At 36.8% G+C, this 14422-nt stretch carries 11 protein-coding genes; 2 read left to right on the top strand and 9 right to left on the bottom strand.

Going from position 1 to position 14422, the window contains the following annotated elements; genetic code table 11:
• Positions 1 to 62 precede the first annotated feature (62 nt).
• From EZ444_RS03285 to EZ444_RS03260, 6 genes are all read right to left on the bottom strand, one after another.
• A complete protein-coding gene (locus EZ444_RS03285; RefSeq protein ID WP_131607273.1) occupies positions 63 to 290 on the bottom strand; it encodes a hypothetical protein in 228 nt (75 codons plus the stop codon).
• Between the two features lie 482 nt (positions 291 to 772).
• Positions 773 to 985 carry an RNA polymerase sigma factor gene (locus EZ444_RS03280; protein WP_131607271.1) on the bottom strand — a complete coding sequence of 71 codons (213 nt, stop codon included), beginning with the start codon at positions 983 to 985 and terminating at the stop codon, positions 773 to 775.
• A 401-nt stretch (positions 986 to 1386) separates the two neighbouring features.
• Positions 1387 to 2577: a hypothetical protein gene (locus EZ444_RS03275; protein ID WP_131607269.1), complete on the bottom strand. Its 1191-nt coding sequence runs from the start codon at positions 2575 to 2577 to the stop codon at positions 1387 to 1389.
• A gap of 78 nt (positions 2578 to 2655) precedes the next feature.
• Positions 2656 to 3969 (bottom strand): HlyD family secretion protein, encoded by a 1314-nt coding sequence (locus tag EZ444_RS03270; protein ID WP_131607267.1) that lies wholly within the window; start codon positions 3967 to 3969, stop codon positions 2656 to 2658.
• Positions 3970 to 3973: 4 nt separating this feature from the next.
• Positions 3974 to 6175, bottom strand: a complete 2202-nt coding sequence (locus tag EZ444_RS03265) for a peptidase domain-containing ABC transporter (RefSeq protein WP_131607265.1) — start codon at positions 6173 to 6175, stop codon at positions 3974 to 3976.
• 26 nt (positions 6176 to 6201) lie between these two features.
• Positions 6202 to 7785: a cysteine peptidase family C39 domain-containing protein gene (locus tag EZ444_RS03260; protein WP_131607263.1), complete on the bottom strand. Its 1584-nt coding sequence runs from the start codon at positions 7783 to 7785 to the stop codon at positions 6202 to 6204.
• Between the two features lie 200 nt (positions 7786 to 7985).
• Between EZ444_RS03260 and EZ444_RS27570 the strand changes: the two genes are divergently transcribed.
• Positions 7986 to 8282: an ABC transporter substrate-binding protein gene (locus EZ444_RS27570; protein ID WP_317130114.1), complete on the top strand. Its 297-nt coding sequence runs from the start codon at positions 7986 to 7988 to the stop codon at positions 8280 to 8282.
• Positions 8283 to 8495: 213 nt separating this feature from the next.
• Positions 8496 to 8741: an ABC transporter substrate-binding protein gene (locus tag EZ444_RS27565; RefSeq protein ID WP_225874617.1), complete on the top strand. Its 246-nt coding sequence runs from the start codon at positions 8496 to 8498 to the stop codon at positions 8739 to 8741.
• A gap of 1229 nt (positions 8742 to 9970) precedes the next feature.
• Here EZ444_RS27565 and EZ444_RS03250 read toward each other — a convergent pair.
• From EZ444_RS03250 to EZ444_RS03240, 3 genes are all read right to left on the bottom strand, one after another.
• Complete coding sequence (locus tag EZ444_RS03250) at positions 9971 to 10279, bottom strand: hypothetical protein (protein ID WP_131607261.1); 309 nt, start codon at positions 10277 to 10279, stop codon at positions 9971 to 9973.
• Between the two features lie 118 nt (positions 10280 to 10397).
• Complete coding sequence (locus tag EZ444_RS03245) at positions 10398 to 12845, bottom strand: outer membrane beta-barrel family protein (RefSeq protein ID WP_131607259.1); 2448 nt, start codon at positions 12843 to 12845, stop codon at positions 10398 to 10400.
• Positions 12846 to 12925: 80 nt separating this feature from the next.
• Positions 12926 to 13411, bottom strand: coding sequence for a DUF2147 domain-containing protein (locus tag EZ444_RS03240; RefSeq protein WP_165503513.1), 486 nt, complete (start codon positions 13409 to 13411; stop codon positions 12926 to 12928).
• Between the last annotated feature and the right edge of the window lie 1011 nt (positions 13412 to 14422).

Below are 14422 nucleotides of genomic sequence, written 5' to 3'. Positions count from 1 at the left end.
AGAATTATGATATATAAATGTATCGCGAGGTTCCAATGTAATATCATACTCGGACAAGTCAATTATATATATATATAGGGCGGGAGAATTGGAAAAGGCGAAGTACCAGTGCCTCCTGGATTATCTCCTATATTTCCTCCTGGATCTAGGTCATCAATACTTGCCCTATAGCCAGGGGGCTTTTTTAACAGAAGCGACTCTGAAGGATTTTCAACTAAGATAGAATCTTTTTTACATCCATTAACAAAAAGCATTGTAAAAAAAAGCGTCAAATAGATTAATTTTTTCATAAAAAAGGATTAAAGATGAGAATTAACCATGATATTAAAACAACGAGACTTACATAAAATTCAAAAGAAAATTATCATAACCTTTTAGGCAAAATAAAACCGTTATTTTCAAAATTAGAAGAAACGAGGCGACTGATTTTTTGAGGCATTATCATTTGAGCGTTAATAAGATATTCTTAATTAAGATTAACCCAAATTACAAATAAAAAATAATAATTCAAAGTATAAACTTTTCTTACAATTTTATTTGACAGCACATTTTAAAAACCTTTTGTTTTTGCTCAGATAACATAGACAGTGCCTGATAGATTAAGGCCTGACTTTCTTTTAATGTAAGGCCTCTCCTGTAGGATTAACTTCTTCCTGCATATTCGCCCAAACAACTTTGATCATCTTTTCATCTCTGGCAACATTACTCAGATAACGCAAAGTTCTATTCCGAACTACAGTATAAATATAAATACGAGGATGCTCAACAGCCGTCAGGCTATTCCTGTTTTGCCATAAGCCCAAAAAGTATCTTGTACAATTTCCTCGGCATCAGCTTTAGAATGGATAAAATTTACAACGAAGGTAAAGGTTCGCGCTTTATAGTTATCAAAAATCGACTTAAAAGCAGCCTCATCTCCCATCGTAATCCGCTGGAGCAATAGCTTTTCACCTACCACATCATATATACCCCCCTGAGCTGCCATATTTGCTCTTATCCGTAAAATAAGATAAGAATGCAATATTAACAATATTTTAAAAAAATAGAATAATTGGCTAATCCCCCTGCAATCCACCAACTCCCCCATCGCCATTTCTTATTCTTCTTTCTTTACTTCATCATTATTTACCTTCTTCTTTTTAATGTCAAAATTTATCTTACCAAACTTATATCTTATACGAACGAGGAGAGTATGCCTCAAAGTAAAATCTGAAATTATAAACCAGAATTTAATTTGGATATTTACTCTAATTTTTGAACAACAAAAAAAACGGCAATTTTCAAGGTGAAAATTGCCGTTTTTTAGTTTATAAATCAGCTATATTAAATTTTAATTTCGTGTTATTTTGTTAAAAATGACTTTTGAGACAGCCTTCTATTTATTGTTCATGGTGTCCACTGATAAATAGCAATAACTTTACTATTTACAATATAATTATTATTATTATTATGGATGTCAAATTTATAATAACCATCAGATACTAAATCAGTAAAACTACTGCTAGTATAGAACTTCTGGTTATTTAAAAAAATTGGCACTTGTGAATCGATAATTCCATACTTAATTTCTAATATTGTGGCACAATATATCATTATATCTGTATCAAGGTCTTCTACATCTTCTTCAGTTGAGAAAGTATGGACAAGAGTAACATCTCCAAGGGACTCATTTTCGGTATTATCTTCAATAAAAGTAAATGGACTACCATTAGATTCATAATCAGGATCTGATATACACCCAGGTAGACAGAACCATTTTGGCTTACATTTGGTACATATTTTATCGTGTATATAACAGGAAGAGCGCCAAAACCAACAGCAACCACTATAATTACCGCAACATCCATGGCTACTTCCTGACGGCCACCATCCACCAAGACAACTTGAACCTGAGCTATCTATGTTTTCAGGGTGTGATGCCACATAGTTGTCAATTTCAACTAGCAAATCTTTTAAGCTTAAACTATTTGTTGTTGTATTATTTAAAACATATTGAAAAACATATAATCCCTGATCGTCTACAGCTAGATTATTTGCGTCAGCATTTACAACGTTAAGAAATTCTTGCTTATTAACAATTATGTCTTCATTAAATACAAACGACGATAATCCCAACTCATAACCCTCATAGACATCTTGTGCATAAATAGGTTGTTCAAAGTTTTGACTCATGTTTCTGTATGTTGTTGAAGATAAAGAACTTTTCCTAGCAGAAATCGAAATTCTAGGATTTGATTTCGCTAACTTATTTTGCAATATCCTTCTTGCAAAGGCAAGACTCATATACATTCCTTGTATTTCAGGATTTTTTATTTGTTCAGGTGTTAAAGGCTTTATCGTTTCGTCAATTAAAGCTCTTATGGAGAGACAAAGATCTTTGATTTGTTGTATAGTTAAGTCGTCGTATTTACTACTCACAGATTTTTCCTGTAATGTTTGATAAATAGAATTAATGTATTTTTTCCCTTTTAAATCTATTTCTATCCCTTCATCTATAATGCTTGTTGATGTTCCTACTTTTGATACTTCTAGGTCAAAACTTAATAGGCTATCTCTGATTGAATTCTGCCACGTCAATGACTATAACTTCCCAAGTATTACCCGCTAATAATTGTTTTTTGCCTGGAAGATGGAAAAGTTTGCTCTTAAACGAAGTTAGTTGCTGTTGAACATCTTTGTGATATTTCTCATAAACCTTTGCAATAAAGAACTTTCTTCGGTAATGATCTCCGCATCAGCCAGCATTCCGTTCTTCAGTACAATCTTGTGTGCCGTGTCTTTATTTTCAAAACGTTCAAATCCAATTTTGGAAATAAACACACTGTCCTTAAAAGCTACATCTGAAATATAATTTACTCTACCTCTGATCAGCCCATATTGCTCAAAAGGAAAACTTCTCATTTTTACCAGAACCTGCTGTCCGGTTCTGACTTTTCCCAGGTTGTATTGAGGAATATAAACTTCACCAAAGAAATCCGTGTTATTAGGATTGATCATAAATACCTCCTGCCCTACATTCAGTGTTTGGTTTTCCTGTACAATCCCTGCATAACTTACTCTTCCATCAACAGGGGCCTTTAAAACGTACTGATTGATCCAGGCATTCGTTTCCGTAACCATATTGCTCAGCGATTGTACAAACTTAGCCCGTTCATCTTGTATCGTATGTTCCAAATCCAGTATTTCTTTTTGTTTCCCCGTATAGCTAGTATTATTGTTTAGTAATGCTGTTAAACTTTGCTGCAGAGGATATTTCCCTGCAAAATACTTGTTTTCCTGTTGTTTGTATTCGCTGGTAGAAACCATGCTTTTCTGATACAGTTTCTTATAAGCCTCAAATTCATGCTCCACATTGGCGAACTCTTTTTCCTGTATTTTCTGTTGTTCGATAATCTGGGCTTTTAACTTTTCAATCTCTTTTAGATCCTGGTCTAGGTATTTCTTTTTGTTAAGATAATAGCCCCCGTTCTGTGCAGAAACGTACTGGAGACACTGTTGGTAAAAGCTTTGATATGCTCCTTGCAGTTCGCCCAGATTTAAACCTTTTAGGAGTAAAGCAGGTGCAATTCCATTAGCACTCAACTCTTTGGTGATTTGCATCAATACATCATGCAACTTCAATACATCACGATGATTAGCTGTACTTTCCATAAAAGCCAGGGGTTGGTGCTGTTTAACCATTACACCTTCAGCAGCAAGCAGGCTGAGTAATTTTCCCGTTTGTTTTACATAAACAGCTTTCGGGGCGTTGAGGGAATTGACCTTCAAGTTGGTTTTGACTACGTCGGGGTATTGAATAAAAGCAGACACCAACCCAATGGCCAGCAATATACTAAAGACCAGCGTAATACCTCTACGTAGTATCCATGAGGGCACAGCAGTAATGATTTCCTGAACTTCCTCACTGTTTACCTCTAGGCCGTTGATTCGGGAATCGGTTTGTTTAATATCTTCTGTTGTTGTTTTCACGTTGTTATACTCCAAGTTCCAACTGATTTTTTACCAGCTTATAATATTCACCATTTGCAGTCACCAGCTCCTGATGTGTACCCTGTTCTATAATTACACCCTTCTCCAGCACAATGATATTGTCAGCATATTTCACTGTGCTTAATCTGTGGGCCACCACTACCACCGTACGGCCTTTAAAAAAGGTTCCCAGATTTTCCATAATGACTTTTTCATTATTGGCATCTAATGCATTGGTAGCCTCATCAAAAAAGATGTATTCCGGATCTTTATATACTGCCCTTGCAATCAGTATCCGCTGACGTTGTCCCTGACTAATACCATTTCCCGCAGCACCGATTTTGGTGTTCAGACCAAGGGGTAGTTCCTCTATAAATTCGCGAATATTGGCCACATTTATGGCATTTAGTAATTTTTGCATATCGAGATACTCATCGCCTACGGCAATGTTTCGTGCAATGGTATCCGAAAAAATAAAGCCATCCTGCATTACGATTCCGCATTTACCACGCCAGTAACGATAACCGATTTGCTGCAAATGAGTACTACCCACCCTGATCTCCCCTTTTTCGGGTTCATAGAATCTGAGCAAAAGCTTTAAAATGGTCGTCTTACCACTACCACTCATCCCTACAATTGCAGTAGTCTTCCCTTCTGGGATATTTAAGCTGATATTTTGCACAACAGGATCGTTACCCGCGCCTGGGTAAGTAAAAACGATGTTTTGCAGACTTATGCTTTTGTTTAAAGGCAATTCTCTTAAAAACTGTTTTTCAACAGGCTCTTCATCTTCCAATTCATGGATCTCATTTAAGCGTTCCAGACTGATCTTGGCATCCTGAAAAGATTGCAGAAAACCCAACAAATGCTCTATTGGACTATTGAGCTGCCCAACAATATATTGGATGGCCATCATAGCTCCTAAAGTCAACTGTCCATCAATCACTGATTTGGCCACCACAAAGGTAATCAGGATATTTTTACCTTCATTGATAAAAAAGGCCCCCAATTGCTGGTATTGCCCTAAAGCCAGACTCTTCATGCTAAATTTAAACAAACGGGCTTGAATCCTTTCCCATTCCCAGCGTTTTTGTTGTTCGCAATTATTCAGCTTGATTTCCTGCATCCCGCTGATAAGTTGTACAATGTTACTTTGGTTCTCGGAAGAAATGTCAAAACGTTTGAAATCCAGCTCACGCCGCTTTTTAAGGAAAAAGATCACCCATAAACTGTAGAGTACACTACTGACAAGGAAAATGATAAAAATATTGACATTATAATAGGCCAGAACAAAAGCAAATACAATAAGATTGAATAGTGAAAATATGGTGCTTAAGGAAGAGCCAGTTAAAAAGCTCTGTATCCTTCCCTGGTCACTCATCCGCTGCATGATGTCGCCAGTCATTTTGGTCTCAAAGAAGCTCATCGGGAGCTTCATCAACTTGATCAGGAAATCCGTTAAAATGGAGATATTGATCCTAGTGGTAATGTGCAGTAAAATCCAGGAACGGATAAAGTCAACACTCATTCTGCCCAAAAACAACATGGTTTGCGCAATTAGTACAATGTATACAAAGTTCAGGTTCCGGGTATTAATTCCAATATCGACTACAGACTGGGTTAAAAAAGGAAAGATCAATTGCAATAAACTGCCTACACCAAGCCCCACAAACAGTTGTACAATAAGTTGTTTGTATTTGTATAGGTACCTAAGCATATAGCTCAGATCTAATCCTTTAGAAGGATCTCCCCCCTGAGCATAGAATTCGGGCGCAGCAGACAGCAACAACACAATACCTTCAGAATGGCCATTGTTTTGTGTACTAAACCAGCACCTCAAAAACTCGGCTTCTTTGTATTCGATCAGCCCCCTGGCCGGATCAGAAATATGATAAACCCTTTTTGGGGATGACTTGGAACTGATTTTGTACAAGACCACAAAATGTTTCTGCTGCCAGTGAAGGACGCATGGCAGATCAATCTCCAACAACTTGACCAAGCTCAATCTTGCCCCTGTAGTGCGAAAGCCAATCTTCTCCGCAGCTTCACTGATCCCTAATAAAGAAACCCCTTCCCGGTTAATACCGCAAATTTCACGCAGGCGTTGCAAGCTATAATTACGTCCATAATATTTGGCAATGATCCTCAAACAAGTAGGGCCACAATCCATCTGATCTTGTTGTTTATAATGGGGGAATTTTTTCATTCAAGCTATAGCTTTATTCAGAACGATTAACCCAATAAATATTTAATATCAGCTAATCTATATGGATCAGGCAATTTATAGCCATTAACCAAAATAGCGGGTGTAAAAGTCACCTCTATCAACTCGCACCATTCTTTTTGTCTTTGTATAATCACTTCCACATCACCATTAACGTGCATAGGATATTTTTTTGCCCAAGCATCGTAATCTTTTTTTGTGCTATCATACCAATCGTTTAAAGCCAGCTCGACTTCACTTTTATCTTCCCGTAAACTTAGTGCTGTTAAATGTCTGGCAACTTTTGTTTTAGGATCATCATCATGATTCGCCGTGGTGAAAACTATTTTTACTTGAATGTCATTCCTTGTATTTAGCCATTCATCTAGTATTTTGTGTGTAGTAGCACATGGCCTACAAAAAGGATTGCTGACCATCGTGATGATCGTTTCGGCTTCAGCATTGCCCAAGACAATAGGCATAATATCATTTGGCACTGAGAACCGTGATTGGTTGGTTAAAACCTGATTAAACAAATTGGAGTTATATTTAAATTTCTTCAGTTGTTGTTTTAAAGATTTCAGTTGCTCTGCCTTCACCATAAATGGCTTAACAAATGCCCATATTACAATTGGGATTGAAAAGCTAATCACAAGAGCAATTGCTGTTGTTACTTCCAGAGCGGGCACAGTATAACCTACGCCGACAGCAAAGACTACGAACTGCAACCATAATAAGGCCTGAATACTACAACATAATACACACCAGTTTTTGGATCTATATTGATACCATATCGACCAAAATGTGTAAGGCAAACAACATAGATTTAAAATCGCCAAAATCGGAACTGCATTCTTTACAAACAAAAGGCCAATCAATGAACCTGAAAAATAAAAAAAACCAACTTCACTCCAGCTCAACCAGTCTGCGATTTTCGCTTCCTTGGATTTTAAAATTGTATTGCAATCGTTTTTATTACCCAAGCTACAGAGGTTTTGTACAAAAGGGTTATCGTTATTAATACTATATATTAGCAAAAATACATTAACTACTAAAGCTGTTAAGGTTAGTATACTTAAAGCTGTAAAAACCCAGGTTATCTCGACCTGAAAAAAGACATACACAATACCAAAAAAAAAGGCTGTAACCAATGCAGGAATACGTAATTCGTTTAATATATCTTTAAACCTCTTCAGCTTATAACCTTTCTCTCCACTTTCTGGCGTTGCTTCAGCGTATAAAACAATACCATCCCACAGTAGTAGAAACTCGTCTTCTGGCATGGAAATCTTATGTTTTTTTTCATCTGTATAATTTACTATACCATTGCTAATGTCATTAACCAGAATAAACCGCCCACTCTTTTTAAGATGTGCGATCAAAGGAAATGAGAACTCTCCTTTATCGTATTCGTTTTTATCAATCTGGTATGCACTATTGGGTATCTTCCATTCCGTCAGGCAATCGCTAAGCGCAAGGAGGCTCGGATAGTCGGGATGATCATTTAAACAGTTATCTATAGTACCAGAACTAACCCAAACACTTATTTTTTTAAGGAAGGCAATAAGAACAGCTACAGTATTTTCTTTATTCGATCGAGACGTTATCCACATACAAGACACTTGGTTGTTTTAAACAGGAGACAATATAGATTATTATTATCGATATATAGTTGTAGTTGCCTCAAATTAACGAAACTAATCTCAGGCAATCAATGACAGCACCTTCCAGATAAGACTCGTGAAGCCCTTTCAAGTGTTAATAAATATAACCACACAATATTGGTCGGTAGCACCCCTGGAAATTGTAGAACATTATAGCAAGCCATCCAATAGATACCGGTCCTTTTAAATTTAAATACTGGAAAGAAGACGAAATATTAGTCATGCTAAAAAATGAGCGTTACTGGGAACAAGCCGGCAATCAGCAACTCCCCTATCTGGATGCAGTAAAAGTTACTTTTATTAGCGATAAGCAAAATGCTTTCATGAATTTCATCAAAAAAGACCTCAACTTTTTTGACAAAGTAGATGGCAGTTACCACGTAGGTATTTTGGTGGACACCTCAAAAAAAATCGTCCAAAACTCTCCTTTAAGGTTTAGACCTTAAGACAAAAAATCAATTATGCAATCGACAAACCTAAGCTGATTAAATATTTTAGAAACAGCATTGGCATGCCTGCCACTTCGGATTTTATTCCTCGTGGAATACCCGTGTTCGACAGCGTTGCTGTTAAAGGTTATCATTTACAATCCACAAAGAGCCTCAGAATTACTTGCAGAGGCAGGCTTCCCTGACTGAAAAGGCATACCTCAATTAACCTTGGGCACCTCTAGCACTTACAAAGACCTGATTGAATTTATCCATGCCGAACTCGGTGCCCTTGGCATCCGGGTGAAGGTAGATGTAAGTCCCGGTGCAAGCTTAAAAGATCTCATCTCTAAAAACAAGGTGAATTTTTTCAGGGGGTCATGGGTAGCCGATTACCCAGATGGAGAGAATTACCTCGCCATGTTTTATTCCAAAAACAAAAGTCTCCAACGATCCCAATTATACCGGCTATTTTAATGATGAATTCGACCGCCAGTTTAAAAAGAGTTATTATGAAAATGATAACAAAAAACGATACTTAATGTACCAGAAAATGATTAGGATGATTGTAGAATATGCGAATACAGTTCCCATCCTTCATGATCAGTCATTAATCATGACACAGAATAACATCAGTTGCTTTTCGCTTAATCTTTAAACTGGATGATATTGAAGTAGATAAAAAAAACAATAAGCTCCTGTTTGGCAACTCTATTTGCTTTTTTTAACAAAATGGTTAACAAGCAGGCCCCTACTTCTCGCTCTTAATACATTACTGATCCTGCAGGAATCTTATTCACACTTGGTCTTGATGTATTAGCATCAAGAACCTTTACGTCTTTACCAGAATTCTATCACACGGGACAACTGAAATGTAAAAATATTTTTTTTTGAACTTTTTAAACATTAGATTTAAGTAAATAACTTAAAACAAAACCTGTATGAAAACAGATTTAGCAGTAAAGTCACTTTCAAGAAGCGAAATGAAAAAGATTTTAGGAGGATCCGATGTAGAAGATCCTGGTGACGACACATTAGCACCATGCCTGGAATGCGATAAGCCACCCACAGAATCAGGGGGAGTCGGCATAGGGGGACCTGGATCGGATAATACACCGTGTAGACCGTGGCCATGCGACAATCAAGAACCGATAGATGAACCGTGAACATCAGTAAAAGAGAAACATACAGAGATGATCAAGATCATTTTCTTTAGGGACGCCTCATAAACAAATAGATTATGGGGCGTTTATTTGTAATCTTCGGAGTATGTTCTGCTGGTTCAGTTCTGATATTGATTTACGTCTGCTTTCCCAGAGTAGAGTTCTAATTTACTCTATCAACTCTTATTTATAAACTTTGAACCAATAATTTGAACAAATTATCTTGCGCTGTTTTTAATAACACTATCATTTCTTGCAAAAAGAAGACCTTAACACTTTTAAATTCAAGCGTTCACAATTCGAAACTTAAAGAGCGTGCGAAGAATATTGGTATTATTACTAGATTAGCCTCTCGTATTTACCTATTCAGAAACGAATGATCACAAATAAAAAAATCTTAATGCAAAGAGTTTAAATATCAAAGACCATTTTTTTCAATACAATTGTATGTGATTAGCAATTGCTCTTTACTAACCACATACAAATTGACTACATCTGATCTAAACAAGATGAACATACATCCGCCTCACCTCAATCTCCACTTTACTCCTCAGTCCCAATTCTAGTAATTGCAATTCCTGACATCACAATTTTACCTAGCACGACTTTATAATATTTACCTGAAGAAAAATCAGTAAAGGGCATGTAATAGGCATCCATTGCTAAATTTAGAAATTGTGCATCTGAATAATATTTACCATCAGCAGAATTGTAATAAATACTTGTTTCACGAGGTTCTAATTCGATATCATACTCGGCCAAGTCAGTTAAATAATATAGATAGGATGGTAAAATCATGCCAGTTAATTGGGCGAATACCGGATGTCCGGAAAATGTTGCACGTTTAAACATACTTTTAGGTGTGGTAACTTAAAAGTATAAAAAAACGGGTTGGCTCGGGCTATCCCATTACTTTTATCGGAAACAATGGAATGAATATAACAATATTTTAAAAAAATAAACTAATTGGCTAATTCCCCTGTAATCCACCAACTCCGCCACCACCACCGTTACCGCCGCCCTGTTGTTGTTCTTCTTTCTTTACATCATCATTATTAACCTTCTTCTTTTTAGCATCAAAGTTCATCTTACCAAACTTATAGCTAAAGTTTATCCCAAAAGAACGCAAAGGGTAATGAATATCGCTACGCTGAAACGAATTGGCCGTAGTGTTTGTAGTTTTAATGTTCAAATCCCGGTTAAAAGGATTCAAAACATTTACACCAATGGTTGCTTTTTTCTTTAAAATCTCCTTTTTCACCGCAGCACCATAAAAATACATCATATCAGTCTTCCCCTGAAAGGTACGTTTTGGTGCATTAATCACACCCCAAAGCTCAGTAGTCCAACCCTTAGGCAAAGCATAGGCCGAACGCGCAAAAGCAGTATAATTCAAAAATGTGCCTGTACTTACATCTTTGTCACGACTATTAACCTCATAAGTATTTAAGCCCAGATTGGCCATTAAAGTCCATTTAGGTTTTGGATTATAAGAACCAAAAACATTAAAACCGTAGGACTGGCTAGTTCCCACATTGATATAGGTAGTCAGGTTTTTCCCCACACCATTATCAACTATTGGCCGTATAAAACTCTCAATCACATCCTGAGTATTTTTGTAAAACACCGAGGCTGTAATTACCGATCCCTTAATAAAGGTAGAATAGCCTAGTTCTATATTATCCGTCAACTCTGGAGCTAACTTTGGGTTACCCTCCATTGGATTAAACACATCACTCTCATTTCTGAAAGGATTTAAATAGAATAAGCTTGGGCGTTGTACTCTGCGGTTATAACTCAGCTTAAGGGTAGTCATTCCTTTTAAAGTCTTCGAAATCACCATGCTCGGAAACAGGTTAAAATAATCGTTATCAAAATCTAAAGTATGACCAGCCAAGCCATCTATTTTAGTATACTCGGCCCTTAAGCCAGCCTTAACTGTTATCTTTTTAGTCAATTTAAAACCGATCACACCATAGGCTGCCGCTACATTTTGGTCATAATCAAAATCCTGTTGCGCCTGATCATAATCACTTATAATATTCCTGAAGATTCCCTTTACACCAGTTTCAAAAACTGTTGTTTTACTGAATGGATATACATAATCACTTTGTACCGTGTACTCATTATTTTTACCTGTATTATGTCCTAAAACGATCAGATCAGGGATACCCGCACTAATAAATCTATTACTAAAATCGCTACCATTACGTCCGGCAGATAATTGCGCAGAAACACTAAATTCCTCACCATCCCGTTTCGTGGTTTTTCTATAATCCACATTCCAATCCAGGTTATTAAAACTCATGTCCATATCCCTGATATTGGTAGAGACCATATCGTTCCTGGTGATTACTGAACTGCCTGGCCCACCATTAGAAAAGCGATTCATTTTGGCAGTTGTACTGATGTTATTGTACCCATTGAAATCGTAATCCAGTCCCAAACTTCCGTTATACCCTACCCTAGACCATTTAGAATAACCATCTTGCAATGTCGTATTTGTGACGCCCTCAACTGTTGCGCTGTTAAAAATAACGACTTTGGAATTTTGCGGATAAGCTTGATTTAGGCCTAAACTTCCGTTTACCGCTAAGCGACCCGTTTTAACATTTAAGTTAAAAGAACCATTATTTGAGCGCGTACCGGCTGTTGCACTTACATTCCCACTCGTCCCCTCAGCCGTTTTCTTCTTGGTAATGATGTTTATAATCCCACCAGATCCCTCAGCATCATATTTGGCAGAAGGACTAGTGATTACTTCAACACTTTTAATCTGCTCTGCCGGAATCATTTTCAAAGCATCGGCAACACTATTTGCCATTGTTCCAGATGGCTTTCCATTAATCAAAACCCTAACCGAGCTACCGCGTAACTGAACATTCCCATTGATATCTACCGAAAGCATCGGCACCTTACGCATCACATCAGTAGCATCACCACCAGCATTTGTAATGTCCTGTTCTGCATTGTAAACCAGTTTATCAATCTTATTCTCGATCAGCGCTGCTTGCCCCGTAATTTCTACCTCCTTTAAATTACCTGCTGTAGGGCTAATGTAAATTACACCCACATTTTGATCCGGTTTCCCAGCGGTAGTTTTAACCAATATGGTTTTAGTCTTATACCCCATAAAACCAATAGTTAGCTTATAATCATCTGGGGCTACATTTTGTAGTACTACTTTCCCCTTATCATCCGTTAAACCTCCATTAACCGATTTATTGTCCTTTGCATTAAACAGGGAAATACTCGCATAATCGATAGGCTTTTTAGTAAGGGAATCGAGGATTACCGCAGTAACCCGACCTGTTACCGTTGGCTTAGTTGCCCCACCAAAAGAAAACTGGGCATTTGCGCTAAAAATTGGTACAGCTACGACAAACAAAAAGGCGAGATATTTTAGATAAGATTTCATACCTCAATTAGTAGCAATAGGATTGAAATTGTTACATAATCCTATAAAATATATCCACAATGTTTTGACCTATGTTATAATTATTTAACACAGCCCTTATAAGGTAAAAAGTCCAGGCTTTTACATAGCATTTTAAATCGCCAGTAGCCCTTTACACGCAAGCGCCCTTTATCTGTAAAAAAAGCACAGGAGCTCCATTCCTTACCACTCAGCGAATCATAGATGACCCCCTGCTCCCAACTATTTGATTCCTCTATAAACTTAAGTTGCTTTAATACTTCCATTCCCAGAAGCTTCCGGCTTCTCAATGTAGGGTTAGGATTTCTAAAATCCGTCCTACTATCAATAGGTTCAGTCAAATTATCTTCATCACTAAACCATAACACTTTTGCTTTAAATTCAACTCCGGACTTATAAATTTCGACGATGAGATTTTTCTTTTCGGTGATCCATTTACCAATAATCCTATCTGGAAGATAATTAACCGAAGACTCTTTGAATACGGCCTGACTAGCATAGCCACTAGCGGTACTTTTTTGTGCGTAAATTGGGTTGACAGCTAACATAACCAACAAGGTTATTGATACCTGCCGAAGCAGTAAGGAGCCGTACATAGTTAATAATATTGGTGCTACTCTAAATCTATGCAGAAATTTCGGTTTCTTTCTGTATTACCCAATGATTTTTTATTTTAATAAGTCTGCTCTCTTTAGGATGTCTTAATATCCTTCGGGAAGCCTTGCTTAGGGCTAGGACCGACTAAGGGGTACCTTAGGCACCTCATAGGAGTATCGTAGGACTAATAGTCCTATAAAAGCCCTATGAGACGCCTTTAAAGCTCCTTCTATGGTGCAACCCTATCCGAAGCGTTATCGAAGCCTATATAAAGCGCTACCAAAAAAGCCTTGATTCATCAACCAAAATATTGTATTTTATCGCAATAATTTTCTACAAAAACATTACAATAATCTTACAGAAGAATGTAGTTCTCTAAACTTACATTGATTAAATTACAGTAGATTTTAAACTAACCAGTACCACCTAAAATAGATAGCCAATGAAATAAAGAAACAACAATAACAGATCATACTTCTTAAATGAGGTATTAATTAAGAGTCTCGACTTAAAAAATCTCACAATATTGCCGACGAGACAATAGATTAATGCCCATGACAAATATTGTTGTACTTTTGAAAGTGCACTATAGCGTTATGGGCTCTATTGTAAATCCGTTTGGCTAGGTCGTGAGAAACCTTTAAGTGCGGTATATAGAGCTCGCTATAGTTACTGTTGCACAACTCATAGTCTTCCAACCAAAATTCAATGATGTCTAACTACTACGTTTTGATTGCGAAAATCATTCCTAAGTATTTTCATAAATAATTGTAAATGAATATATTAATTGTTATTTTTATAACATGCAAGGCAAAAAAGACTATCAGGAAAAACTGTTTATCCGATTTCAACTTTCGGATTATGTTCCACAGGATAATTTTTACAGACAGCTTAAGGGATTATTAGACTTTAGTTATTTATATCAGTCTACAGTCAAATATTATGGCAAAGAAGGTCAGAAG

It is taken from the genome of Pedobacter hiemivivus, from assembly GCF_004331685.1.
Lineage (GTDB): Bacteria > Bacteroidota > Bacteroidia > Sphingobacteriales > Sphingobacteriaceae > Pedobacter > Pedobacter hiemivivus.
Note: the sequence above shows the minus strand (reverse complement) of the source record. Positions and strands in the feature narration are given on the sequence as shown.

What these genes read in the sequence shown, in the direction of transcription:
- EZ444_RS03285 (WP_131607273.1), bottom strand. Translation starts at nt 290, where the DNA reads ATGAAAAAATTAATCTATTTGACGCTTTTTTTTACAATGCTTTTTGTT.
- EZ444_RS03280 (WP_131607271.1), bottom strand. Translation starts at nt 985, where the DNA reads ATGGCAGCTCAGGGGGGTATATATGATGTGGTAGGTGAAAAGCTATTG.
- EZ444_RS03265 (WP_131607265.1), bottom strand. Translation starts at nt 6,175, where the DNA reads ATGAAAAAATTCCCCCATTATAAACAACAAGATCAGATGGATTGTGGC.
- EZ444_RS03260 (WP_131607263.1), bottom strand. Translation starts at nt 7,785, where the DNA reads ATGTGGATAACGTCTCGATCGAATAAAGAAAATACTGTAGCTGTTCTT.
- EZ444_RS03250 (WP_131607261.1), bottom strand. Translation starts at nt 10,279, where the DNA reads ATGTTTAAACGTGCAACATTTTCCGGACATCCGGTATTCGCCCAATTA.
- EZ444_RS03245 (WP_131607259.1), bottom strand. Translation starts at nt 12,845, where the DNA reads ATGAAATCTTATCTAAAATATCTCGCCTTTTTGTTTGTCGTAGCTGTA.
- EZ444_RS03240 (WP_165503513.1), bottom strand. Translation starts at nt 13,411, where the DNA reads ATGTTAGCTGTCAACCCAATTTACGCACAAAAAAGTACCGCTAGTGGC.